Here is a 22,874-nt window from a genome sequence, read left to right as displayed (position 1 = left end):
ATCAAGCTGCAACGATGAGTTCAGGCCCCCTGTGCGAAAGCGCCTCGGCAAGCGCGAATTCGGGGTCGGTGTCGACGATTACCCCAGTGGCACGTTCGAAATTCGGAATTCTGAGCGGCGTCAGCTTGCCGAATTTGCTGCTGTCGAGCACGAAATAGGCCTTGCCGGCGAGGCTAATCATCCGGCCCCGCTGTTCGGCCCCGGCGCGGGTGAAATCGGTCACCTCGCCGACCGGAGACAGCGCTCCGCCACCCAGAAAGGCCATATCGACGCGAAAGCGCGCCATCGCATCGAGCGTGTCGATGCCGGAAGCCGCCTCCTCGCCCGGGTCGACTTCGCCGCCCAGCATGTGCACGCGCATGCCGGGAACATGGCATAGGTGCAGCGCTATCTTCAGGCTGGCCGTGCAGATCGTCAGATCGCGCAGTTCCGTCATTGCATGCGCGATGGCCAAAGTGGTGGTGCCGGAATCGAGAAAGACCACCATGCCATTCCTGACCAGCCCGGCGGCCGCCCTGCCGATCGCGGCCTTGCCTTGGGCATTTTCCTGGCTGCGCTGGCTCATCGCGGGTTCGCTCGGTTCGAAGCGGGCGGCCCCGCCATGCACGATGCCGAGCCTGCCCTGGTCGGAAAGCAGCTTCAAATCGCGGCGGATGGTTTCGCGCGAGACGTCGAAGAACCCAGCCAGTTCGGCGACGCTAACGGAACCCTGGGCCCCCAGCCGCCGCAGGATCTCGTCATGGCGGCGCGGGGCAAGGGCACGTGCCGGCAGGCGGCTGACGGGAGACATGGCATCCTCGTGTCGAGCATTGATGTTGCAATATGTGGCAGCGAACCGGCGCGATGGCAACCACGCGCCACGCTTGCGGGCGGCCCCCTGCCCTTCGGGCTTAGAATTTTCGCGACAACCGCCGCCATCCGTCGCGTTGACCAGCGTGTCGCTTCCCTCGCGAAGATGCTCAGAAAGCTCACCGCCTTCTTGCCGTCGCGCCGGCGGCAGGCGGCCAGCAGATCGCGGTGTTCCGTCCGCGAGCGGGTGCGATAATCCGGATTCGACATCTCGAGCAGAAGAGTGGGTCCGCCCGGCATGGTCCGGGCGGAGAAATCAGTCAATCGACCTTTACGGCGACCACCGCGGCGCAGTCGCCGGCCTTGACTAAGCCAGGGAAATGCCGCGCCGCCAGCATGCCCGACATTTTGGCCCGGATTTCCTGCGGCGCGACGCCGGTGCGGCCGGTGGAATGGATGCGGGCCACCACCGCGCCCTCCTCGACAGGTTCGCCGAGATCGACCATGGTTTCGATCATGCCGTCATCCTCGGCGAAGCAGAAGCAATCGCCCGAGGGCATGTCCAGCCACTGCGTTCCGCCCGTCTCGGCCGCCCCGGCGACGATACCCTCATGACGCAGCACGTTGAGGATGCCGCGCCGCGCGATCCGCACCGTCTCGGCTCGCGACGTGCCGCCACCGCCGAGCTCGGTGGTGACGAAGACCTTGCCCATCTCTTCGGCCGCCGTGTCATACATGCCGATCGCATCGATCTCGGTCATGCGCATCGAGAATGGTGCCGAGAATGCCGCCACCGCGGCAAAGGCTTTCTGCTCCAGCGCCTTGTCGGGCAAAGTGTGGGCGGCGCAGAACGGCACGAAATCCAGCGTTCTGCCGCCGGAATGGAAGTCGAAGACGATGTCGGCGCGGGGAAGCAGCTCGCGTTGGAAATAATCGGCGATCTTCTGCGTCACCGTGCCGTCGGGCCGGCCGGGGAAACTGCGGTTCATGTTGCCCTTGTCGATCGGCGAGGTGCGCGTGCCGGCCCGAAAAGCAGGATAGTTCATCGCCGGCACGATGATGACCGTGCCGCTGACCTGGCTGGGATCGAGCGTGCGGGCGAGTTCGTAGAGCGCCAGCGGCCCTTCATACTCGTCGCCATGATTGCCGCCGGTCAGCAGCGCCGCCGGCCCCTTGCCGTTGCGGATGACGCAGATCGGGATCATCACCGAGCCCCAGGCCGAATCGTCGCGGCTGTAAGGCAGGCGCAGGAAACCATGCTGGACGCCGTCACGATCGAAATCGACGGTCGGCGTGACCGGCGACGGGCGAAGACTGGACATCGGGCTCAATCCTTTACCACCAGCTTGCGCGGCACGTTGGCCAGGCACTCCACACCGGTTTCGGTGATCAGGATCGATTCAGTGATCTCCAGCCCCATCGTCTCCAGCCACAGGCCGGTCATGAAATGGAAGGTCATGCCGGGCTTGAGTTCGGTGCGATCGCCGGGGCGCAGGCTCATCGTGCGCTCGCCCCAGTCCGGCGGATAGGAAAGCCCGATCGAATAGCCGGTGCGGTTGTCCTTGACGATGCCGTATTTCTTCAACACGGCGAAGAAGGCATTGGCGATGTCCTCGCAGGCATTACCCGGCTTTGCGGCGGCAAGGCCGGCTTCCATGCCTTCCAGCGTTGCCTTCTCGGCATCGAGGAATTCCTGCGTCGGCTTGCCGAGGAAGACGGTGCGCGACAGCGGGCAATGGTACCTGTTGTAGCAGCCGGCGATCTCGAAGAAAGTGCCCTCGCCCGACTTCATCGGCTTGTCGTCCCAGGTCAGGTGCGGCGCCGAGGCGTCGGCGCCCGAGGGCAGCAGCGGCACGATCGCGGGGTAGTCACCGCCAATGCCGTCGACGCCGCGCGTGCCGGCATCGTAGATCTCGGCGACGAGATCGTTCTTGCGCATGCCGACTTCGATCTTGTCGACGATGCGCTGGTGCATCGCCTCGACGATACGGGCGGCCTTGCGCATATAATCGATCTCGGTTGGGCTCTTCACCGCGCGCTGCCAGTTGACCAGCGCGGTGGCATCGACGAAGCGGGCGTTGGGCATATGCTTCTGCAGCGAGGCGAAGGCGGCGGCGGAGAACCAGTAATTGTCCATCTCGACGCCGACGGTGAGCTTGCCCCAGCCGCGATCGGTCAGCACACCCGACAGGAAATCCATCGGGTGGCGTTCGGTCGACTGCACATAGTGGTCGGCATAGCCGACGATGTTGTCATGTGCGAGGTAGGCGGTGCGCTTGGCGCCGTTGGCGTCCTGGCCACGGCCGTACCAGACCGGCTCGCCCGATGGCGGCACGATGACCGCCTGGTGGACGTAGAAGGACCAGCCGTCATAGCCGGTCAGCCAGGCCATGTTGGAGGGATCGCTGACGATCAAAAGATCGACGCCTTTCGCCTCCATGGCTTTCCGCGTCTTGGCGAGGCGTTCCGCATATTCGCTTCGCGAGAATTTCAGGTTCGGCTGCATTTTGTTGGTCCTCGTTTGTTGGGGCTGGAGCCCGTTTCAACTCGTTGAATCTGGCTCCAGGGAATTTTTTGATTGAGCATGATGCTGGGGAAACCGGTTGCCATTTTCCGGATCATGCTCCTGCGGCCGGCGTCAGCTTTCAAAGATCGTTCCGGCTTTCGCGGCCAGCGCACGGTCGCGGGCGAGCGTGGCGATCGCCGTATCCTGCACGCCCGTGCCGGTCAGATCGGCGATGGTTATGTCGCTGGCCGAGCGCCGGCCATGCCTCGCGCCGGCGATGATCTGGCCGAGCTCGGTCACCTCCGCGTCTCCAGCCACCACGCCCGCCGCGATGGCATGGTGCAATTCGCCCAGGCGCCGCGTCTGTTTCGCGCTATCGGCGACATAGAGATCGGCCATGCGCAGGATCGCCGGCGCTATCTCGTTCTTGTGCTCGGCGTCCGAACCCATGGCGGTGATGTGCTGGCCGGCCGAGACAAACCCTGCCTTGATCAGTGGTTCGGTCGACGGGGTGGTCGTGACGACGATGTCGGCACCGGCAACAGCGTTGGCTGCGTCAGTCTCGGCGCGCACGTCGATGCCGAGCCTTTCGCGTAAGGTGGCCGCGGTCACTTCGGCCTTGGCGGCATCGCGCGCCCAGATGCGGGCCTGCGTGATCGGCCGCACCAGCGTCAGCGCTTGCAGTTGCAGCCCAGCCTGCACGCCGGCGCCGAAGATCGAGGCGACCGACGAGTCCGGCCGCGACAGATGCTTGGCCGCGACGGCTCCCGCAGCAGCGGTGCGAACATCGGTGAGATAGCCGTTGTCGAGCAGCAAGGCCTCGACCAACCCTGTCTTCGACGACAGCAGCACCATCATGCCGTTGACGCTGGGCAGGCCAAGTTTGGGATTGTCGAAGAAGCCGGGGCTGATCTTGATGGCGAACCCATCGATACCAGGCACATAGGCGGTCTTGACGTCAACCTCGCCGCGATGCTGCGGGATATCGAGCCGCAGGATCGGCGGCATCGCCACCGGCAGCGTGGCGAGCGCACGAAAAGCGTTCTCGACACAGGCGACGGCGTCGAGATCGAGCGTCACGATTGCGCGCAGTTCAGCTTCGGTGAGGATGGTCATCCTGCTCATGCGGCGCGCTCCGAAATCGATGGCATTTCCCCGCAGACAATCTTCCTGTGCAGTTGCATGTCGATGTTGCGGCCGGAAAGCAGAACCACCACCGGCCCCTCCGCCTTGACCTTGCCGGCGAGCAGCGCCGCGATGCCTACCGCACCGGCTCCCTCGACGATCTCGCGTTCCTGTTCATAGGCGTGGCGAATGCCGGCAGCGATTTCGTCCTCGCTGAGCAGGACGACATCGTCGAGCAGGTCGCGGCACATGGCGAAGGTCAGCCGGTTGTCGAGGCCGATGCCGCCGCCGAGCGAATCCGCCAGCGTCGGCAGTTCCTCGACCAGCACAGGGCGGCCCGCATCGAGGCTGGCCTTCATCGCGGCGCCCCGCGCCATCGACACGCCGACGACTCTTGTTCCGGGACGGACACTTTTGACGGCCGCCGCTACACCCGAGGCCAACCCACCTCCGGACAGTTGCACCAGCACCAGAGCTGCATCCGGGACCTGGTCCATCACCTCCAGCCCGAGCGTGCCTTGACCGGCAATGATGGCCGGATGGTCGAAGGGCGGCAGCATTAAAAGTCCCTCCTCCGCCACCAGCCGCTCGACCTCGTGCTGGGCATCGTCCTGGCTGTTGCCGACGATACGGATTTCCGCGCCGAGGCGGCGGATTTCGTCCAGCTTATTCCTGGGTACCAGTCGAGACATGCAGATCACAGCACGCATGCCCTCGAGCTTTGCCGCATGCGCAAGCGCACGGCCATGATTGCCGGTCGATGCCGCGACGACGCCGCGCGCCTTCTCCCCTGCGCTGAGCGAAGCGACGGCGTTCGAAGCGCCCCGCAATTTGAAGCTGCCGGTGGTCTGGCGGTGCTCGAGCTTGAGTCGAACCGGGACGCCCAGCCCTTCGGAGAGACTTGCCGAAAGCACGATCGACGTGCGCTCGATCTTGCCGGCAATTCGCTCGCGCGCGGCACGGATATCGCCAAGGGTCACGGTCGCCATGGTCGTCAACCGCGCGGCAAGGGCAGCGTCATCAGACGGCCGAATTCGGGATGGGCTGTCTCATCACCGCAAAGGCGCAGACAATTCCAGGCGGTCGCCTGATTGCTGGTCACCACCGGGCGGCCGATCGCCTGTTCCATGCCAGTGACCGCCAGCGCGCCGCGTAGCGCCGTGCACGACACGAACAGCGCGTCTGCCTGCGGATGCATCGCCCGGCGCGCGAGATTGATGAGGGCTGCCGGGGCAATGCGCGCCATCTCGCGGTCGTCCTCGAAGCCGAGACAGGTGAAGCTTAGGACTTCGAAGCCACGTTCGGCGAAATAGGTCGCCATCGGTCTGGAGGTTTCCACGGTATAGGGCGTGAGGATGCTGATCCGGCGCACCCCGAAGGCGTTCAGCCCGCGCACGCCAGCCATCGGAGGAGTGACAACGGGTATACCTGACTTGGCGGCCTGGATCGCCGTCTCGATCTCGGCATCGCCAATCACCACCGAGGCCGACGTGCAGGAGTAGCAGATGGCGTCGAGCGGCTCGTCGGGCAGGATCAAGGCAGCGCCCGCCGTCAGCGCCGGCTGCATCTTGCGCAGGTTCTCAGGCGTCGTCGGGTTGGCGTAGGGAATGCGCGCGACATAGACGCCGATCCGTTCGCTCGCCACCATGCGGCGAAAATCCGGCTCGGTCGTGTGGTCGGTGGCCAGGATGATCAGCCCGACACGCCGCTCCAGCGGACGCTCATCGAGCGCTGGCCGGTCGGGCACAAGCTTGATCTCGGACAAGGGCTTCATCTTTTATCTTTCGATCTTGCCGTAGCGGCGTTCCAGCCAGCGCAGCAGCACGACCGAAATCAGGCTGATGGCGAGGAAGAAGGCGCCGACCAGCGTGATCGGCTCAAGGTAGCGATAATAGGTGTTGGCGACGCTTTTCGCCTGGTTCATCAGCTCCAGCACTGTGATCGCCGAGAGCAGCGGCGTCTCCTTGAACATGGCGATGAAGTAGTTGGCCAGCGCCGGGATCATCGGCGGAATAGCCTGCGGGATGATGATGTGGGACCAGGTCTGCCGCGCGCTGAGATTGCACGCCTTGGCGGCCTCCCACTGACCACGCGGCACATTGTCGATGCCGGCTCGGTAGACCTCCGCCGTGTAGGTGCCGTAGTGCAGGCCAAGTCCGATGACGCCGGCGACCAGCGGCGGCAAGAGAATGCCGATGTCGGGCAAGACGTAGAAGATGAAATAGAGCTGCACCAGGAGCGGTGTGCCGCGGATGAATTCAGCCACCCAACCGACGGTACGCGACAGCGCCTTGTTGGGCGAGCGGCGCGCCAGCGCGATGCCCAGACCGACGATCGCGGCCAGCACCGAGCCGAGCAGCGTCGCCAGGATGGTGATCTTCACCCCCTGGATCAGGGTCGGCAGGATCTGCCGGACGAAGTCCCAGTCCCAATCCATCAGCGGACCCAATTCATCAGGAATGCTCTGGCCATCAGACGCGCACTCCGTCGAGGCCGCGCGCCATGCGGCGTTCCAGCGAGCGCACACCCCACGAGATGAGCAGCGCCAGGATGAAATAGATGATGAGGATGGTGGTGAACGGCACCATGGTGTTGCCGGTCTGGGCGCGCACCACCTGTGCCTGGAACGTCAGGTCGGCGAGCGAGATCAGCGAGACCACCGATGTCGCCTTGAGCAGCTCGATGGCGTTGTTGCCGAAGGTCGGCAGCATCACCAGAAACGCCTGCGGCAGGATGACGTGTCGCATGCCTTGCCAACGGCCGAGATTGAGCGCGACGCAGGCCTCATGCTGTTCGCGGCCGATCGACTGCACGGCGCCGCGCACCACCTCGGCTGCATAGGCGCCCACATTCAAGCCCAGCGCCAACACACCGGCCTGCAGCGGGGTCAGTTCGAAGCCCACCAGCGGCAACACGAAATAGGCGAAAAACAGCTGCACGAAGATCGAGGTGCCGCGGAAGAACTCGATATAGGCCGTGGCCAGGGCCCGCAGCACGAAGAAGCGCGACAGGCGCCCCATGCCGGCGAGAAAGGCCATGATCAGGGCGAGCACCGACCCCATCAGCGTCAGCTCGATGGTGACAAGCGCTCCCTGCAATATCAGGCCAAAATAGCCGGACCACTGGGTCATTGAGTTGAAGTTTCCAACGTTGGTTTCAGCTTCCTTCTCCCCGTTTATGGGGAGAAGATGCCGGCAGGCAGATGAGGGGCAGCGCTAGCTTGTCCAAATATGGCGCCGCCCCTCATCCGTCACTTCGTGACACCTTCTCCCCGTGAACGGGGAGAAGGCAAGAAAGACGCCCTTATTTCGCCGCGCAGAGCTTGTCGCGCGTGGTCGACATAGCCGCCGCCGCCGAGAAGCCGTAGGGCTCGATGATCTTTGCGAACTCACCCGACTTCTTCATCTTGGCGAGTTCGACGTCGAAGGCATCGCGCAACGCCTCGTCGCCCTTCTTGAAGGCCGCGCCGTCGCAATAGACCGGCGCGCCTTGCACCGGGGCGATGACTTCGAGGTTCGGATCGGCGGCCTTCTTCATCAGGTCGTTGATCGAAAGGACAGGCAGCGAATAGGCGTCGATGCGGCCGTCCTGCACCATCTTCAGGCCGCTCTGGCCGTCCGGCACGACGATGACGCGTTCGCGTGGTACGCCGGCGTTGAGCGCAAGCTTCTCCTCGGTGCCGCCGCCTGGCGCGCCGATTGTGGCGGACGTGTCCTTGGCGACATCCTCGTAGCTCTTGAAGCCTTTCGGATTGCCCTTCTTCACCAGCATCGCCTCGGCGTCGCACAGAACCGGCTCGGAATAGGCAACCGCGGCGCAACGCTCCGGCTTCATGAACAGGCCGGCGGTGACGACGTCGAAGCGGCCGGCCTGCAGGCCGGGAATCATGGCGCCATATTCCGAGATCGAGGCGGCGACATCGGCAACGCCCAGCCGCTTGAATATCTCGCGCGCGACGTCGGGCGCGGCACCCGAAACCTTGCCGTCGGCGGCGACAGCCGTATAGGGCGGCTCATTGGCGATGGCCAAGCGAGCGAAGCCTTGCGACTTCAGCTGTTCGAGCTTGCTGTCGTCGGCCGAACCCGGGATCGAGGCGGCCAGAACCGCCGAAAGCGCGAGACCGGCGACGCCGGCCAGAGTGCCAAGTTTCTTCATTGTTCCCAACTCCTTGTTCTTGTCTTGGTTTGCGTGATCTTAGGACGGCTCAACCGCCCATGGGGACGGCATCGCCGCCTTTGGCATGCGGTCAGACACGATGTCCGGCCGCGATGATCTTCTTCAGGAACCCTTGCGTGCGCTCCTGCTTGGGATTGCGGAAAATCTCGTCGGGTTTGCCTTCCTCGACTATTCTGCCGCGATCGAAGAATAGCACCCGGTCGGCGAAGTCGTGGGCGAAACCCATCTCATGGGTGACCAGCAGCATGGTCATGTCGGTCTCGGCGCAGAGCCGCCACAAGACGTTGAGCACCTCCTCGACCAGTTCCGGGTCGAGCGCCGACGTCACCTCATCGAACAGCATGATCTTCGGCTGCAAAGCAAGCGCACGGGCGATCGCCACGCGCTGCTTCTGACCGCCTGACAACTGCGCCGGCATCGCCTTCGCCTTGTCGGCCATGCCGACCATCTCGAGCAGTTCCATCGCCCGCTTCTGCGCCGCGGCGCGCGGCGTGCCCTTGGTCAGCATCGGCGCCAGGGTCACATTGTCGATGACGCTCTTGTGCGGAAACAGGTTGAACAGCTGGAAGACCATGCCGGTCTTCTGGCGCATTCGCGCCAGGTGGCGCTCGTCAGCCGGCAGCAGCTGGCCGTTGCGCTCCATGTGGTAGAGTTGCTCGCCGTCGATCTGGATGTGACCGCCGTCGATGCGCTCCAGCGTCATCAGGATGCGCAAGATCGTCGTCTTGCCCGAGCCGGAGGGGCCGATCAGCGCCAGCTTCTCACGCGGCATGACCTGCATCGACAGGCCGTCCAGAACCTTGAAGCTGCCAAAGCTCTTCGAGATGCTGTCGATCTTGATGATGGGCGCGGTTGCGGACAAATGAATTTCCCCGTGCTGGAGAAGCCTGGTGCCCTAACGATGCGGAACGCGCCAAATCATGTCAATTGGGAAAATAATATCATGACAATTATTCTGATTGCGCACATTTTCCGGTCAATCCCAGCCGGCTTTTTGGACATGCCTTTGTCAGAACGCCTTGGTGTATTGGGCGGCATGCTCAGATTGCAAGCAGCAGATGCTCCGGATCGCCAAGCAAGAGCTTGGTGACAACGCCGAGACCCGCGCGCAGTTCCCCCTCGGTGGTCGAACCCAGCGAAATGCGCACCGCCGGATGCCAGGGCGTATCCGAAATACGGAAGGAGGTGCCCGGCGCAATGGCCACGCCTTGCAGCCGAGCCTGGGCGACAAAGCTTTCCTCGGAACGGTCGGCCGGCAGTTGCAGCCAGATATGCAACCCGTCGCGACGGGCACGGTAGTCGACGCCGGCCAGCACCTCGCCCGCGATGTCCTGTCGCCGCCGCAACGCCGCGCGCTGCCAGCGCACCAGCTCCATCGCGGTGCCGTCGGTCACCCATTTGGTGGCGATCTCGGCCACCAGCGGTGTCGCCATCCAGTTCGAGACTAGATGCCGATTGGCGACAGCGGCAACGTAGCGATCGGGCGCGGCGAGATAGCCGATGCGCAGGCCGGGCACGGTGATCTTGGTGAAGGAGGTGACGTAGAGCGTCCGTTCCGGCGCGAAAGCGGCGACCGGCGGCGGTCGATCCTCGACCAAGGGACCCAGCACGTCGTTCTCGATGATGGCGATGTCGTGCTTGCGCGCCACCGCCGCGATCTGCTCGCGACGCTCCGCATCCATGAGCGTTGCCGTGGGATTGATTACCGAAGGCTGCACGAAGACGGCGCGGATGTCGGACAGCCGGCAGGCTTCGTCCAGCGCTTCCGGAATCAGGCCATTGCCATCGATCGGCAGGCCTTGAAGATTGAAGCCGAGATAGCGCGCCAGCGGCACCAGCGTGTGATGACCGATCGCCTCGGTGGCAACCGTGGAGCCGGGCGGCGCCACGCTCATCAGCGCCACCGTCATGCCGGCGGTGGCGCCATTGGTGAGGCTGATATTCTGCGCGGAGGCGTCCAGTCCGCACAGCTTCAGCCATTCGACCGCCACGGCACGGTGGCGCGGGAACACCATATTTGGCCGGAACGACAGTGCCGAACTCGACGGCAGGTTTTCGGCGAGCCAGCCCAGCGCCTGCTTCATCCGCTCCAGGTGCATCGGCTCGCAGACCGGCTTCAGGATCGACAGGTCGATGACTTCGCCCAGGCGCTCCGGCAGATAAGGCGGCTCCGGTTCGCGGCGCTGCGTCTGCACAAAGCTGCCGCGGCCGATCTCGCCCGAAATCAGGCCGCGCCGGATCAGTTCCTCATAGGCACGGCTGACCGTCTGCACTGAAAGCTTGAGGTCGTCGGCCAGGCGGCGGTGGGTCGGCAACCGCGCGCCGTTGGCGAGGCGGCCGTCGTGGATGGCGCGTGCGAACTGGTCGGCCAACGATTGATAGGCCGGCCGCCGGATGAGCGCGGGATCTGGGTGCCACAATGTCATGACTTATTAGAGATCGAAATCAGTGCAATTGACAATCGAAATAATGCGCCGTCATGGTACGATCGACGAAAAAGTGGGCGCTGATGACTGCTGCGAAACTCGACGCGATCGACCTCAAAATCCTCGACGCCATCCAGCGTGATGGACGCATCACCAAGCTGGCGTTGGCCGAGCAGGTCGGGCTGTCGCCGACGCCGTGCTGGATGCGGCTGCGCAAGCTGGAAAAGGCCGGCATCGTCTCGGGTTATCATGCCCGGATTGCCATGCGCGTTGTTGCGCCAGTCGCCACCGTGCTGATGGAGGTGACGCTGGCCAGCCATCGCCAGGCCGATTTCGACCGCTTCGAGCGCGTCGTCCGCGACATTCCCGAGATCGTCGCCTGCTGGTCGGTGGGCGGCGGCGTCGACTATGTGTTGAAGGTGATGGCGCGCGACATCGACGCCTATCAGCGGCTGGTCGACGGCTTGCTCGATCGCGAGATCGGCATCGACCGCTACTTCACCTACATCGTCATCAAGACGGTGAAGGATGACATCGCGCTGCCGATAGCGGACCTGCTGCCGGCGTCGACCTAGACCGGAGAGATCGACTGCCCCCTCGCCGCAATAGAGAGACTCTCTCTACGGCCAGGCGTCCAAACAGCCTCTCTGTCTGCCGGTGAGGGGTAGTCTCCCCGCATCAAACCGAACCGGGAGGCTTCGACCATGTCCGCGCATTTCGCCCGCTCGCATCGCCACGAAGCGCTCGACCGGCTCGCCGACCGCCGGCTGCTGCGCGAACTCGCCTATATCGACGGCCACTGGACGGCAAGCGAGGCGGCCGAGAGCTTCGAGGTCACCGATCCCGCGACCGGCACCACCGTGGCCTTCGTCGCAGCGCTCGATGCCGGCCAGACGACAAAAGCCATCGACGCCGCCGCGCGCGCCTTTCCGGGCTGGCGGGCGCTGCTGCCGCAGGAGCGCTCCAAAATCCTGCGAAAATGGTTCGAGCTGATCATCGCAGCGAAAGACGACCTCGCTCTGCTGATGACGCTTGAGCAGGGCAAACCGCTCAAGGAGTCGCTTGGCGAAATCGACTACGCCGCCTCTTTCATCGAGTGGTATGCCGAGGAAGCAAAACGCCTCAACGCCGAGAGCGTCACCAGCCATCTGCCGAACGCGGAAATGATGGTGCGGCGCGAACCACTCGGCGTCGTCGGCGTGGTCACGCCGTGGAATTTTCCTTCGGCGATGCTGACCCGCAAGGCAGCCGCCGCTCTTGCCGCCGGCTGCACCATCGTTGCCCATCCGTCTTCTGAGACGCCACTTTCGGCACTGGCGCTGGCCGAACTCGGCGAACGCGCCGGACTGCCGGCCGGCGTTTTCAACATCGTCACCGGCAAGGCCGCGACGATCGTTGGACGCATGTGCGAAGATTCGCGCGTGCGCGCCATGAGTTTTACCGGCTCGACCGAGATCGGCCGGCTGATCGCCGCCCAAAGCGCGCCGACGATGAAGCGGCTGGTGATGGAGCTTGGTGGTCACGCGCCGCTGATCGTCTTTGCCGATGCCGATCTCGACAAAGCGGTGACCATTGCCATCGACGCCAAATTCGCCACATCAGGCCAGGACTGCCTTGCGGCCAACCGCATCTATGTCCAGCGTCCGCTCTATGACCGCTTCTGCGCCGCTTTCGCCAAGCGCGTCGAGGCGCTGCGGGCCGGCAATGGCTTGGCCGATGACATCGACATCGGGCCGCTGATGCATGAGCGCGCCGTCAAGAAGGTCGAGGAACAGGTCGCCGACGCCGTGGTTCTCGGCGCGCGTTGCCTCGCCGGCGGCAGGCGCCATCAGGCCGGACCGCTCTTCTACCAGCCGACGCTGCTGGCCGATGTCGCCGACGACGCGCTGATCATGCGCGAAGAGACCTTTGGTCCGGTCGCCGCCGTCACACCCTTCGACAGCGAGGACGAAGTCATCGCACGCGCCAATGCGACCGAATATGGCCTGGTCGCCTATGTGGTGACCGAGAACGGCGCGCGCCAGCAGCGCATGGGCCGCGCGCTCGACTACGGCATGGTCGCCATCAACCGTGTGAAGATCACCGGCGCGCCGATCCCATTCGGTGGCGTCAAGCAGTCCGGCATCGGCCGCGAAGGCTCGCGCCACGGGCTGGAAGCTTTCACCGACCTCAAATACCTTTGCCTGGATGTGGCGTAGGCTCGCACCCGGATCTCTTTCAAGGAGTTAAAAAATGCTCGACCAATCCAACGAACTCGCCGCATGGGATCGCGACCATTTCTTCCATCCCTCAACGCATATGGGCACGCACGCACGCGGTGAATCGCCGACGCGGATCATGGCCGGCGGTGAAGGCGTCACCGTCTGGGACAACAATGGCAGGAAGAGCATCGATGCCTTCGCCGGCCTCTATTGCGTCAATGTCGGCTATGGCCGCCAGAAGATATCAGATGCAATCGCGACCCAGGCGAAGAACCTGGCCTATTACCACGCCTATGTCGGGCACGGCACCGAGGCCTCGATCACATTGGCGAAGATGATCATCGACCGCGCGCCGAAGGGCATGTCGAGGGTCTATTTCGGCCTCTCCGGATCGGATGCCAACGAAACCAACATCAAGCTGATCTGGTATTACAACAACGTGCTCGGCCGGCCGGAGAAGAAGAAGATCATCTCGCGCTGGCGCGGCTATCACGGCTCGGGTGTCATGACGGGCTCGCTGACCGGGCTGGACCTCTTCCACAATGCCTTCGACCTGCCGCGCGCGCCGATCCTGCACACCGAGGCGCCCTACTATTTCCGCCGCGCCGACCGCTCGATGAGCGAGGAGCAGTTCTCGCAGCATTGCGCCGACAAGCTCGAGGAGATGATCCTCGCCGAAGGGCCCGAAACCGTCGCCGCCTTCATCGGCGAGCCGATCCTCGGCACCGGCGGCATCGTGCCGCCGCCCGCCGGCTATTGGGAAAAGATCCAGGCGGTGCTGAAGAAGTATGATGTGCTCCTGGTCGCCGACGAGGTGGTGACGGGCTTCGGCCGGCTGGGCACCATGTTCGGCTCCGACCATTACGGCATGAAGCCCGACCTTATCACCATCGCCAAGGGCCTGACCTCGGCCTATGCGCCGCTGTCGGGCGTCATCGTGGCCGATAAGATGTGGCAGGTGCTGGTGCAAGGCTCCGACAAGCTCGGCTCGCTCGGCCATGGCTGGACTTATTCGGCGCATCCGATCTGCGTTGCCGCCGGCGTCGCCAATCTTGAACTGATCGATGAGATGGACCTGGTGCGGAATGCCGGCGAGACCGGCGCTTATTTCCGTGCCGAACTGGCCAAGGCCGTCGGGGGTCACAAACACGTCGGTGAGGTGCGCGGCGACGGCATGCTGGCGGCGGTGGAATTCGTCAAAGAGCGTGACGACCGTGTCTTCTTCGATGCTTCGCAGAAGATTGGGCCGCAGGTCGCCACGGCCCTTGCCGCAAGCGGCGTCATCGGCCGCGCCATGCCGCAGGGCGACATTCTTGGCTTCGCGCCGCCGCTGTGCCTGACCCGCGAGGAAGCCGACATCGTGGTGGCCAAGACCGCCGATGCCGTGAACAGCGTATTTGCCAATCTCTGAGACGACCGATGAATGCCATGACCAAAACCGTCCCCGCCACCATGGCCGCCGTGCTGCTCACCGGGCACGGCGGACCGGAAAAGCTCGTCTACCGAACCGATGTGAAAGTGCCCGCGCCTGCGTCAGGTGAAGTGCTGGTGAAAGTCACCGCTTGCGGCATGAACAATACCGATGTCTGGGTGCGCCAGGGCGCCTATGGCACGGAAGAGGACGCGGCCGCCGTTTCGACTTGGCGCCGCCAGGGCAACACGCTGACCTTCCCGCGCATCCAGGGCACCGACACTGTCGGCACCATCGTTGCCGTCGGCGAAGGCGTTTCGTCCGATCGAATCGGCGAACGGGTGATGGTCGATTTCTCCATCTACAACCGCGACGACGATTCACTTGCCGACATCGACTATATGGGCCATGGCCGCGACGGCGGCTATGCCGAGTATCAGACCGTGCCGGCCGACAACGCGCATGTTGTCGACACCATTTTGAGCGACGTCGAACTCGCCACCTTCTGCTGCGCCTATCTCACCGGCGAACAGATGCTGGAACGGGCCAAGCTCAAGGCAGGCGAGCGGGTGCTGGTCACCGGCGCGTCGGGCGGCGTCGGCTCCGGCATCGTGCAACTGGCGCGGGCGCGCGGCGCCATTCCCTATGCCGTCGTCGGCAAGGGCAAGGAACAGGCGGTGCTCGACATCGGCGCCGAGGCGGTCGTCACCCGTGGCGTCGCGGACCTGCCGCAAGCCGTGAGCGAGGCGACCGGCGGCCAGCCGATCGATGTGGTCGCCGATCTCGTTGGCGGCGCGATCTTCAACGATCTGCTGCGCGTCCTGAGGCCGGAGGGCCGCTACACCACGGCCGGCGCGATCGCCGGCCCGGTCGTCCAGCTCGATCTCAGGACCATGTATCTGAAACAGTTGCAGCTGCACGGATCGAGCCAGGGCACGCGCTCCGATTTCCGCCGCATCGTTCGCTATATCGAAGAGGGCAAGATCCGGCCGCTTGTCGGCGGCGTCTACAAACTCTCCGATTTCCACCGCGCACAAGCCGATTTCGTCGCCAAGGATTTCGTCGGCAAGCTGGTGGTGGTGCCCGACGCCGTCGCGAAGTGACCTGCCGAAACCTGCATTTCGCCTGAAGCTCCCCTCGCCTGCTGCCGCCACAATCGGAATGGCTTGCAGACCAGCCGGTAAGCCGCCACAAACGGCGACGCCCGCCGCGCCGTCGGCCCGGGCATACGGTCACGGATACAGGCGAGACATGACAGCCCGAATGATACTGCTCGACGCCAAGCCGCTTGGCATCGAGGATGTCGCCGAGATCGCGCGGCGCAATGCGCGGCTGATGTTGGGCGAGGAGGCGATGCGCCGCATCCGGGCGAGCCGCGCGCTCATCGAGCAGCTGACGCAACTCGGCAAGCCGATGTACGGCGTCACCACCGGCCTCGGCGCCTGCGTCGACACGCCGCTCGCGCAGGCCGATCTGATCGCCTTCCAACACAGCGTGCCGCTCAGCCACAGCATGGGCATCGGCCCGGCCCTTCCCACCGAGGCGGTCCGCGCGCTGATGGCCGCGCGCATTTCGGGAATGGCCGCCGGCGGCACCGGCACTTCCGAACGCGTGGTGATGGGCCTTGTGGCGGCACTCAACGCCGGCGTCCATCCGGTGATCCCGACCTGGGGATCGATCGGAGCGGCGGACCTTGCCCATCTCGGCCACATGGCGCGAGCGCTGCGCGGCGACGGCGAGACGGAGTTCCAGGGCAGGATCATGCCGTCGGCCGAGGCGCTCGCGCTCGCCGGGCTCGAACGGCTCGACCTGCGCGAGAAGGACGGCCATGCCATCATCGTCGCCAACAGCCTGTCGACCGGCACGGCTTGCCTCTGCCTGGAGGATGTCGCCCACCTCATCGACTGGTCGCTGGCCGCGGTGGCACTCAACCACGAAGCGTTCCGCTCGTCACTCACCGCCATCGATGAAGCTGCGCTGTCGGCACGACCAGCGTTCGGCCAGCGCGAGATCGGGGCGCGGCTGCGGGCGGAGTTCGCTGGGAGCGGGCTGTGGAAGGAGAACGCCGCGCGGCGGCTCCAGGATCCGCTCAGCTATCGCTGCGTGCCGCAGGTGTGGGGCGGCCTGTTGCATGCGTTCGAACAGGCGAAGCTGGCAACGGAGATCGAACTGGCCCATTCCGGCGACAACCCGGTGATCCTACCCGAAGACGGACGCGTCGTCTCGAACGGCAATTTCGACCTCACCGCGATGACGCTGGCCTGGGAGCAGCTCGGCCAGGCGCTTGCGCATTGCGCCGTGGGCACCGCCAATCGCTGCATGAAGCTGATGTCACCGACGGTGGCGGAACTGCCGCGCTTCCTGTCGGCCAGGGGCGGCAGCCGCCAAGGCTACGCCGAATTGCAGAAACCGCTTGCCGCGCTGGAGGCCGAGATCCGGCATCTGGCCAACCCGATGTCGCTCAGCCCGCTTGCCGTATCGGACGGGATCGAGGACCAGTCGTCGATGGCACCACGGGTGGTGGCCAAGACAGCCGAGATTGTCGAACGCCTGCGCTATCTCGTGGCGATGGAGCTGATCTTCGCGGCGACGGGCGTGGAGTTGCGCGGCGTCGTCGACAGTATGGGCGAAGGACCACGGCGCACCTACGCCGCCGTGCGTGCGCTCGTCAGCCCGCTCGACGACGACCGCGAGATGAGCGCGGACATGACGCGGGTCGCCCGGATGGTGGCTGGTCCCCGAGACTGAGTTCCGGCTTATCGCTGGAAAGGTCCCCTGAGATTGAGGTTCTCGGCCAGAAGGCAGAAGCGGTCGATCAACCGGACAAGGTCCTCGCCCTGCTCGGCGACAACGGCGCCTCGCTCGGCAGGCGAGTTATCGGAGAGAGCCTTCCACAACCGGCCTTGCCGACCGCAGAGATCCGCCAGCTCGGAACATTCGCTAGCGGTCAGTTTCAAGAGCTGGCCGGAGGTCACCAATCCAATGCCTGGAGGCGTGGTTGCTCCAAGGGAAAGATAGGCCGGCGGCACGCTGCCTTTTGCGTTCGTCACCGACTTTCGGCAGATGACATCGAAGATCTGGTCGACGGCCTGCTTGGCGCCGGCGACGCGCGAGGGATGATCCGTATCGGCTGCCGCATGCGGCAGAAGCTCGAGTTTTCCGCTGTGCTTCTCGACGAGGCCCAGATAGGGCAGCATCGGTCCGGAAAGGCGACCGGTCGCGGCATCCTTGAACAGGTCGGCATCGATCGCGGCATGACGCACCCTGCCCGAGGACAAGGCTTCGCCGAGGGCCGCAACGTCGACAAGCTCGCCGCGATCGTAGTTGACCAGCACCGCGCCTTTGTTCACGCGCGACAGGACATCCGCGCCGATGAGCCCGGCATTGGCGTAGCGGCCGGTCTGCGCATCCTGCTTGCCCAGGCCGACATGAACACTCAACACATCGGCACCATCAGCCGCATCGAGGAGGTCCGCCGCATAGACAAAGCCTTCGGCCTCTATCCAGTCCCGATGCCGGGGCCGTGCGTGGATCACCACGCGCATGCCGAAGGCCCGGGCAAGTTTGGCCACCTCCCTGCCGATATTGCCGTAGCCGACGATCGCGATCGTCTTGCCTTCGAGCTTTTCGGTCGGGAAATCGCGCAGCTCCCTGCCGGTGTCGAAGGCGCCGCGCGCCACCCGGTTGTGAAGCAAGTCCACCGGGAGATCCGGCAGCACTTTCAGGATCGCCTTCATCACCATCTGCGCCGTGGCGCGGCTGTTGATGCCGGGCGTATTCATCAGCACGGCCGTACCGCCTTCGCCGCTGCCGCCGCCCCAGGAGTGCGAACCCATATTGCCGGTGCCGGCGCCGATGCGGACGCCGGCGAGCGGAAAGACGGTTTCGGCGGGCAGGAAGGTCGCGGCGGCAATGACGGCATCATAGCGTCCATCGCCGGCGACTTCGATCAGCTCTTCGCGGGTGCTGAGGTCCGGCTGATAGAAGAAATGCACGCGGCCAGATTCGAGAGCGGCCTTGTCGCCAAGCGCAGCCGTATGAAAGCGGCCGCCCTTGGCTTCGATATGCGCACGCACCTCCGACGGGTCGGGCTTTCCGTCGGCGTCGAAGCGCAGGCCGATCAGATCGCAGACCAGCACGGTGTAGGCGCGTTGCGGATCGACCGGTTCAACGGCGCGGGTGTCGGCATTTGCGATCACGTCGGTTTCCTTCGTGCAAGAGCGGAGTCCTGCTGGTCCGGCAGGCTTTGAATAATCAGAACCTATCCGCCGGGAACGGCGCGAGATCGATCACCGGCGGCAGACCAGCGGCGAGTTGCGACACGATCTTGCCGGTTTCAGGTACAGTGCGATGCCGCCATTGGTCCCTTGAACGGGCAGGTCGGACGCGCGTAAAATCGCGCTATCTGATTGAGTCTGCTACATTCGTTCGGGCTAATGTCCGGATTGGTCTGGTATTTCCTTGCACACTGATGCGACCAGCGCTGCCAAGCGCGGCAAATCATTCGCCCATGTGGCGGAAGCCTCCTGGGGCAAGGGCCTCAGCACCTTGCTGCGCATCGTGCGCATGACGCTGCGCCATCCCTGGCAGGTTGCCATCACCCTCATCTCGACGTTTATCGCGGCGACGCTGCAGCTTTTCATTCCGCGTCTCCTGGGGCGCGCCATCGACCAGGCGCAAGGGGTGATGGCGGCGGGCGCCGGCACCGCCGCCGAGCGGGCGCTGTGGAATACGGCGCTGACGCTGTTGGTCGTCAGCATCCTGCGCGGCCTCTTCACCATGGCGCAGAATTACTATGGCGAAGCCGTCGGCCACCGGACAGGCTATGAGCTGCGGCTCGCCTTCTACGAGAAGATCCAGCGGCTGAGCTTTTCCTTCCACGACAAGGTCCATACCGGCGATCTCATCACCCTCGGGCTGCTCGACCTCGACGGCGTGCGCATGTTCTTTTCGACCGGTATCCTGCGCGTGGTGCTGCTTGGCGTCCTGATCGGTGTCGGCGCCTATCTGTTGATCAGCACCGATCTCGTGCTCGGATTGTTGAGCCTCAGCTTCGTGCCATTTGTTGCCTGGCGCTCGTCAGTGACGCAGCTCCGACTGCGCAGCACCTGGCTGACGCTGCAGGAGCGGCTGTCGGTGCTGAGCCGGGTGATGGACGAGAATCTCGGCGGCATCCGTGTCGTGCGCGCCTTCGCGGCTCAACGGCATGAGCTGGCAAAATTCGACCGTGCCAAACGGGACGCATTGGACCTAGCCAATGAGCGCGTCGACATCCGCGTCTCGAACACCAGCGCCATGAATTTTTCCTTCCTCGCCGCCATGGGCCTGGTGCTGTGGTTCGGCGGACAGAAGGTGATCGCGGGTCAGATCAGCGTCGGCACGCTGGCCCAGTTCCTCACCTTCATGACCATATTGCAGATGCCGGTGCGCCAGCTCGGCCTGATGGTCAACTCCTTCGCGCGCGCCTCGACCTGCGGCACGCGGCTGTTCGAACTGCTCGACGCTGAGCTCGACATCAAGGACGCGCCCGACGCAAGGGAGCTCGTCATCACCGAGGGCGTGCTGCGCTTCGACGATGTTGGTTTCCGCTATCAGGGCGCGGGCGAGCGTCCGACGCTTTCCGGCGTTTCCTTCGAAGCCAGGCCCGGCGAGACCGTCGGCATCGTCGGGCCGCCAGGCAGCGGCAAGTCGACCATCGCGCACCTGATCCCGCGCTTCTACGACGTGACCTCGGGCGCGATCACCATCGACGGACAGGACATCCGCAATGTCACGCTGCAATCGCTGCGCAAGGCGGTCGGCGTCGTGCAGCAGGATGCGTTCCTGTTTACCACCTCGATCGAGAACAACATCGCCTACGGCAATCCCTGGGCGCGCGAGACCCGCATCGGCCAGGCCGCTGAGTATGCCCAGCTGCACAATTACATTATCGGGCTTCCGGCCGGCTACACCACGGTCGTGGGGGAACGCGGCGCCTCGCTTTCCGGCGGCCAGCGGCAGCGCCTGACCATCGCGCGCAGCCTGATGTTAAGACCATCGGTGCTGGTCTTCGACGATTCCACGGCCGCGGTCGACGCCGGCACCGAGCAGCGGATCCGGGCGGCGATGAAGCGCTTCGCCAGGGATCGCGTGACGCTCATCATTTCGCATCGGCTGAGTTCGCTGATGCATGCCGACCAGATCCTGTTCGTCGAGGGCGGCCAGATCGTGGAGCGCGGCACGCATGAGGAATTGCTGGCGCTCGGCGGACGCTACCGCGCGCTTTACGACCTGCAGTTGCGCCCGGACGACGATCGGCTCGAGGGAGCCGCCTGATGTCGACACAGGACGACGAGAAGGAAGACACAAGCCGACGCCCGACCAAGGCCGTCGTCGGCTCGCACCGCGATGAGGAAGAGGTCTTCGGCAAGGCCTACGATCCGCGCATCGTCAGGCGCATCTGGGGCTTCGTCAGACCATATCGGGGCCGGATCTTCATCTCGGTCGCGGCGGTGCTGGTGTTCACGCTGACGCAGTTGGCGATCCCGCTGGTCATCCGCTACGCCATCGATCACGGCATGGCGCCAGGCAGGCTCGACCGTTCGGTGATGACCACCGCGATCGCCGCTTTTGCCGTGATCATCCTCATCAACTACGCCGCCAGCCATGTCCAGGAGAGCGTCGTCGGCAAGGTGGCGGAGAACGTGCTGTCCGACCTGCGCCGTGCAATGTTCAGCCACCTGCAGCGTGTCTCTCTGGGCTTCATGGACAAGACCGAGGTCGGCCGGCTGATGTCGCGCCTGCAGGGCGACGTCAATTCGATGCAGGAATTCCTCGAGACGTCCGTGATGTCGGTTGGCGACATCGTGCTTCTGTTCGGCATCGTCACCGTCCTGCTGTGGCTGGACTTCCGGCTCGGGCTGCTGACGCTGTCGACCATGCCGGCGCTGTTCATCGTGCGCCTGTTCTGGCTGCCGCGCGCCAAGGTCGCCTTCATGGCCGCGCACGAGACCAACTCCATCGCCAACGGGGCGCTGGCCGAAGGCATCCACGGCGTGCGTACGGTGCAGAGCCTGGAACGCCAGCACGTCAATTTCGATCTCTATGACGAGAAGGTGCTGGCCAATCTCAACGCCCATCTGCGGTCGGCGAGATATGCGCAGGTGATGGTGCCGATCGTCGACACACTGACGGGCATCGCCATGGCGACCGTGATCGTCGTCGGCGGGTCGATGGTGCTGTCGCACAGTCTCGATATCGGCGTGATGGTGGCGTTCCTGTTCTACATCCAGCGCTTCTTCGACCCGATCCGCTCGCTCACCATGCAATACAGCGTCATGCAGCGCGCCATGGCGTCGGGCCAGCGCATTTCCGAAGTGCTCGACGTGCCCGTGGATGTCAGCGACAAGGAAAATGCGGTGGCGCTGTCGCGCGACATGGACGGTTCGGTCGAGTTCCGGAATGTCACCTTCGGCTACCGGCCGAACCAGCCTGTGCTGAAGAACATCTCCTTCCGCGTCAATCCGGGCGAGACGGTCGCGCTTGTCGGGCCGACCGGATCAGGCAAGTCGAGTTCGATGGCGCTGGTGCACCGCTTCTACGATGTCTGGTCGGGTGAGGTCCTGGTCGGCGGCCATGACGTGCGCGACCTGACGCAGGATTCGCTCGGCGATCAGGTAGCCATGGTGCTGCAGGAGCCGTTCCTGTTCTCCGGCACGGTGCTGGAGAACATCCGCTATCACAAGACCGGCGCCAGCCGCGAAGAGGTGGTCCGCGCCGCACAAGCCGTCGGCGCGCACGACTTCATCGAGCAACTGCCTGACGGCTACGACACCGAACTCGAGCAGCGCGGCGGCAATCTCTCGCTCGGTCAGCGCCAGCTGATCAGCTTCGCGCGGGCGCTAGTGGCCGACGCCAAGATCCTGGTGCTCGACGAAGCCACCGCCAGCATCGATTCCTACACCGAGATGCTGATCCAGAAGGCATTGATCAAGCTGCTCGAAGGGCGCACTGGGTTGGTCATCGCGCACCGGCTGGCGACCATAAGGGGCGCCGACCGCATCATCGTGCTGCAGAATGGCGATATCGTCGAAAGCGGCAACCATGAACAGTTGATGAAGAGAAAAGGTCTTTACGCCCGCCTCTACAACATGAACTACGCTTCCTTCGACGACATTTCCGAGGAAGCCATGGGAATGGACGCTTCGGTCGGCAAAGCGACGTGAGCCGGTGCCGGCAGGGTGCGAGCCGACGGATTGCCT

The 22,874-nt window shown here is 64.5% G+C and carries 19 protein-coding genes; 7 read left to right on the top strand and 12 right to left on the bottom strand.

Annotated elements, in window-relative coordinates; translation table 11 throughout:
- Position 1: 1 nt before the first annotated feature.
- From FJ543_RS24655 to FJ543_RS24600, 11 genes are all read right to left on the bottom strand, one after another.
- Complete coding sequence (locus FJ543_RS24655) at positions 2–790, bottom strand: DeoR/GlpR family DNA-binding transcription regulator (protein ID WP_140878167.1); 789 nt, start codon at positions 788–790, stop codon at positions 2–4.
- 319 nt (positions 791–1,109) lie between these two features.
- Positions 1,110–2,111, bottom strand: a complete 1,002-nt coding sequence (doeB, locus tag FJ543_RS24645) for a N(2)-acetyl-L-2,4-diaminobutanoate deacetylase DoeB (protein ID WP_140661585.1) — start codon at positions 2,109–2,111, stop codon at positions 1,110–1,112.
- 5 nt (positions 2,112–2,116) lie between these two features.
- Complete coding sequence (doeA, locus tag FJ543_RS24640) at positions 2,117–3,295, bottom strand: ectoine hydrolase DoeA (RefSeq protein ID WP_140877900.1); 1,179 nt, start codon at positions 3,293–3,295, stop codon at positions 2,117–2,119.
- 132 nt (positions 3,296–3,427) lie between these two features.
- On the bottom strand, positions 3,428–4,420 hold the full coding sequence (eutC, locus tag FJ543_RS24635) for an ectoine utilization protein EutC (protein ID WP_140877898.1): 993 nt from the start codon (positions 4,418–4,420) through the stop codon (positions 3,428–3,430).
- Positions 4,417–5,409, bottom strand: coding sequence for a hydroxyectoine utilization dehydratase EutB (gene eutB / locus FJ543_RS24630; protein ID WP_140877896.1), 993 nt, complete (start codon positions 5,407–5,409; stop codon positions 4,417–4,419). Before eutB ends, eutC begins: the two co-directional genes overlap by 4 nt.
- 5 nt (positions 5,410–5,414) lie before the next feature.
- The gene (eutA, locus tag FJ543_RS24625; protein ID WP_140877894.1) at positions 5,415–6,194 is read right to left on the bottom strand and encodes an ectoine utilization protein EutA; all 780 of its coding nucleotides are present in this window, start codon (positions 6,192–6,194) and stop codon (positions 5,415–5,417) included.
- Positions 6,195–6,197: 3 nt separating this feature from the next.
- Positions 6,198–6,857, bottom strand: coding sequence for an ectoine/hydroxyectoine ABC transporter permease subunit EhuD (gene ehuD, locus FJ543_RS24620; RefSeq protein ID WP_015319077.1), 660 nt, complete (start codon positions 6,855–6,857; stop codon positions 6,198–6,200).
- A 34-nt stretch (positions 6,858–6,891) separates the two neighbouring features.
- Positions 6,892–7,551, bottom strand: a complete 660-nt coding sequence (gene ehuC / locus FJ543_RS24615) for an ectoine/hydroxyectoine ABC transporter permease subunit EhuC (protein ID WP_015319078.1) — start codon at positions 7,549–7,551, stop codon at positions 6,892–6,894.
- 172 nt (positions 7,552–7,723) lie between these two features.
- Entirely contained in the window at positions 7,724–8,575 is an 852-nt protein-coding gene (ehuB, locus tag FJ543_RS24610; RefSeq protein WP_023782340.1) for an ectoine/hydroxyectoine ABC transporter substrate-binding protein EhuB, read from the bottom strand.
- A gap of 91 nt (positions 8,576–8,666) precedes the next feature.
- Positions 8,667–9,458, bottom strand: a complete 792-nt coding sequence (gene ehuA, locus FJ543_RS24605) for an ectoine/hydroxyectoine ABC transporter ATP-binding protein EhuA (protein ID WP_140617493.1) — start codon at positions 9,456–9,458, stop codon at positions 8,667–8,669.
- A gap of 178 nt (positions 9,459–9,636) precedes the next feature.
- Complete coding sequence (locus FJ543_RS24600) at positions 9,637–11,022, bottom strand: PLP-dependent aminotransferase family protein (RefSeq protein WP_140877892.1); 1,386 nt, start codon at positions 11,020–11,022, stop codon at positions 9,637–9,639.
- Between the two features lie 83 nt (positions 11,023–11,105).
- Here FJ543_RS24600 and FJ543_RS24595 point away from each other — a divergent pair, with 83 nt between their 5' ends.
- The 5 genes from FJ543_RS24595 (at position 11,106) to hutH (ending at position 17,382) form a co-directional block, all read left to right on the top strand.
- On the top strand, positions 11,106–11,597 hold the full coding sequence (locus FJ543_RS24595) for an Lrp/AsnC family transcriptional regulator (protein WP_140617495.1): 492 nt from the start codon (positions 11,106–11,108) through the stop codon (positions 11,595–11,597).
- A 129-nt stretch (positions 11,598–11,726) separates the two neighbouring features.
- Positions 11,727–13,220: an NAD-dependent succinate-semialdehyde dehydrogenase gene (locus tag FJ543_RS24590; RefSeq protein ID WP_140877890.1), complete on the top strand. Its 1,494-nt coding sequence runs from the start codon at positions 11,727–11,729 to the stop codon at positions 13,218–13,220.
- Positions 13,221–13,254: 34 nt separating this feature from the next.
- Positions 13,255–14,634 carry an aspartate aminotransferase family protein gene (locus FJ543_RS24585; protein WP_140877888.1) on the top strand — a complete coding sequence of 460 codons (1,380 nt, stop codon included), beginning with the start codon at positions 13,255–13,257 and terminating at the stop codon, positions 14,632–14,634.
- Positions 14,635–14,642: 8 nt separating this feature from the next.
- A complete protein-coding gene (locus FJ543_RS24580) occupies positions 14,643–15,737 on the top strand; it encodes an alcohol dehydrogenase family protein (protein ID WP_140877886.1) in 1,095 nt (364 codons plus the stop codon).
- Between the two features lie 148 nt (positions 15,738–15,885).
- Positions 15,886–17,382 carry a histidine ammonia-lyase gene (gene hutH, locus FJ543_RS24575; RefSeq protein WP_140877884.1) on the top strand — a complete coding sequence of 499 codons (1,497 nt, stop codon included), beginning with the start codon at positions 15,886–15,888 and terminating at the stop codon, positions 17,380–17,382.
- An 8-nt stretch (positions 17,383–17,390) separates the two neighbouring features.
- Here hutH and FJ543_RS24570 read toward each other — a convergent pair whose 3' ends face one another.
- The gene (locus FJ543_RS24570) at positions 17,391–18,833 is read right to left on the bottom strand and encodes an NAD(P)-dependent oxidoreductase (RefSeq protein WP_140877882.1); all 1,443 of its coding nucleotides are present in this window, start codon (positions 18,831–18,833) and stop codon (positions 17,391–17,393) included.
- Positions 18,834–19,095: 262 nt separating this feature from the next.
- Here FJ543_RS24570 and FJ543_RS24565 point away from each other — a divergent pair, with 262 nt between their 5' ends.
- Positions 19,096–20,949, top strand: coding sequence for an ABC transporter ATP-binding protein (locus FJ543_RS24565; protein WP_140877880.1), 1,854 nt, complete (start codon positions 19,096–19,098; stop codon positions 20,947–20,949).
- Entirely contained in the window at positions 20,949–22,838 is a 1,890-nt protein-coding gene (locus FJ543_RS24560; protein WP_181174076.1) for an ABC transporter ATP-binding protein, read from the top strand. Before FJ543_RS24565 ends, FJ543_RS24560 begins: the two co-directional genes overlap by 1 nt.
- Positions 22,839–22,874: the final 36 nt, after the last annotated feature.

Origin of the sequence: Mesorhizobium sp. B2-5-7 (assembly GCF_006440875.1) — a bacterium.
Classification (GTDB): Bacteria; Pseudomonadota; Alphaproteobacteria; order Rhizobiales; family Rhizobiaceae; genus Mesorhizobium; species Mesorhizobium australicum.
The sequence above is the reverse complement of the archived record's forward strand: the minus strand, read 5'-3'. Positions and strand labels throughout refer to the sequence as shown.

Coding starts and splice junctions, on each gene's coding strand:
- FJ543_RS24595 (WP_140617495.1), top strand. CDS start 11,106: ATGACTGCTGCGAAACTCGACGCGATCGACCTCAAAATCCTCGACGCC.
- doeB (WP_140661585.1), bottom strand. CDS start 2,111: ATGTCCAGTCTTCGCCCGTCGCCGGTCACGCCGACCGTCGATTTCGAT.
- FJ543_RS24580 (WP_140877886.1), top strand. CDS start 14,643: ATGAATGCCATGACCAAAACCGTCCCCGCCACCATGGCCGCCGTGCTG.
- eutB (WP_140877896.1), bottom strand. CDS start 5,409: ATGGCGACCGTGACCCTTGGCGATATCCGTGCCGCGCGCGAGCGAATT.
- hutH (WP_140877884.1), top strand. CDS start 15,886: ATGACAGCCCGAATGATACTGCTCGACGCCAAGCCGCTTGGCATCGAG.
- FJ543_RS24590 (WP_140877890.1), top strand. CDS start 11,727: ATGTCCGCGCATTTCGCCCGCTCGCATCGCCACGAAGCGCTCGACCGG.
- ehuB (WP_023782340.1), bottom strand. CDS start 8,575: ATGAAGAAACTTGGCACTCTGGCCGGCGTCGCCGGTCTCGCGCTTTCG.
- FJ543_RS24600 (WP_140877892.1), bottom strand. CDS start 11,022: ATGACATTGTGGCACCCAGATCCCGCGCTCATCCGGCGGCCGGCCTAT.
- eutA (WP_140877894.1), bottom strand. CDS start 6,194: ATGAAGCCCTTGTCCGAGATCAAGCTTGTGCCCGACCGGCCAGCGCTC.
- FJ543_RS24655 (WP_140878167.1), bottom strand. CDS start 790: ATGTCTCCCGTCAGCCGCCTGCCGGCACGTGCCCTTGCCCCGCGCCGC.
- eutC (WP_140877898.1), bottom strand. CDS start 4,420: ATGAGCAGGATGACCATCCTCACCGAAGCTGAACTGCGCGCAATCGTG.
- FJ543_RS24585 (WP_140877888.1), top strand. CDS start 13,255: ATGCTCGACCAATCCAACGAACTCGCCGCATGGGATCGCGACCATTTC.
- ehuD (WP_015319077.1), bottom strand. CDS start 6,857: ATGGATTGGGACTGGGACTTCGTCCGGCAGATCCTGCCGACCCTGATC.
- FJ543_RS24560 (WP_181174076.1), top strand. CDS start 20,949: ATGTCGACACAGGACGACGAGAAGGAAGACACAAGCCGACGCCCGACC.
- doeA (WP_140877900.1), bottom strand. CDS start 3,295: ATGCAGCCGAACCTGAAATTCTCGCGAAGCGAATATGCGGAACGCCTC.
- ehuC (WP_015319078.1), bottom strand. CDS start 7,551: ATGACCCAGTGGTCCGGCTATTTTGGCCTGATATTGCAGGGAGCGCTT.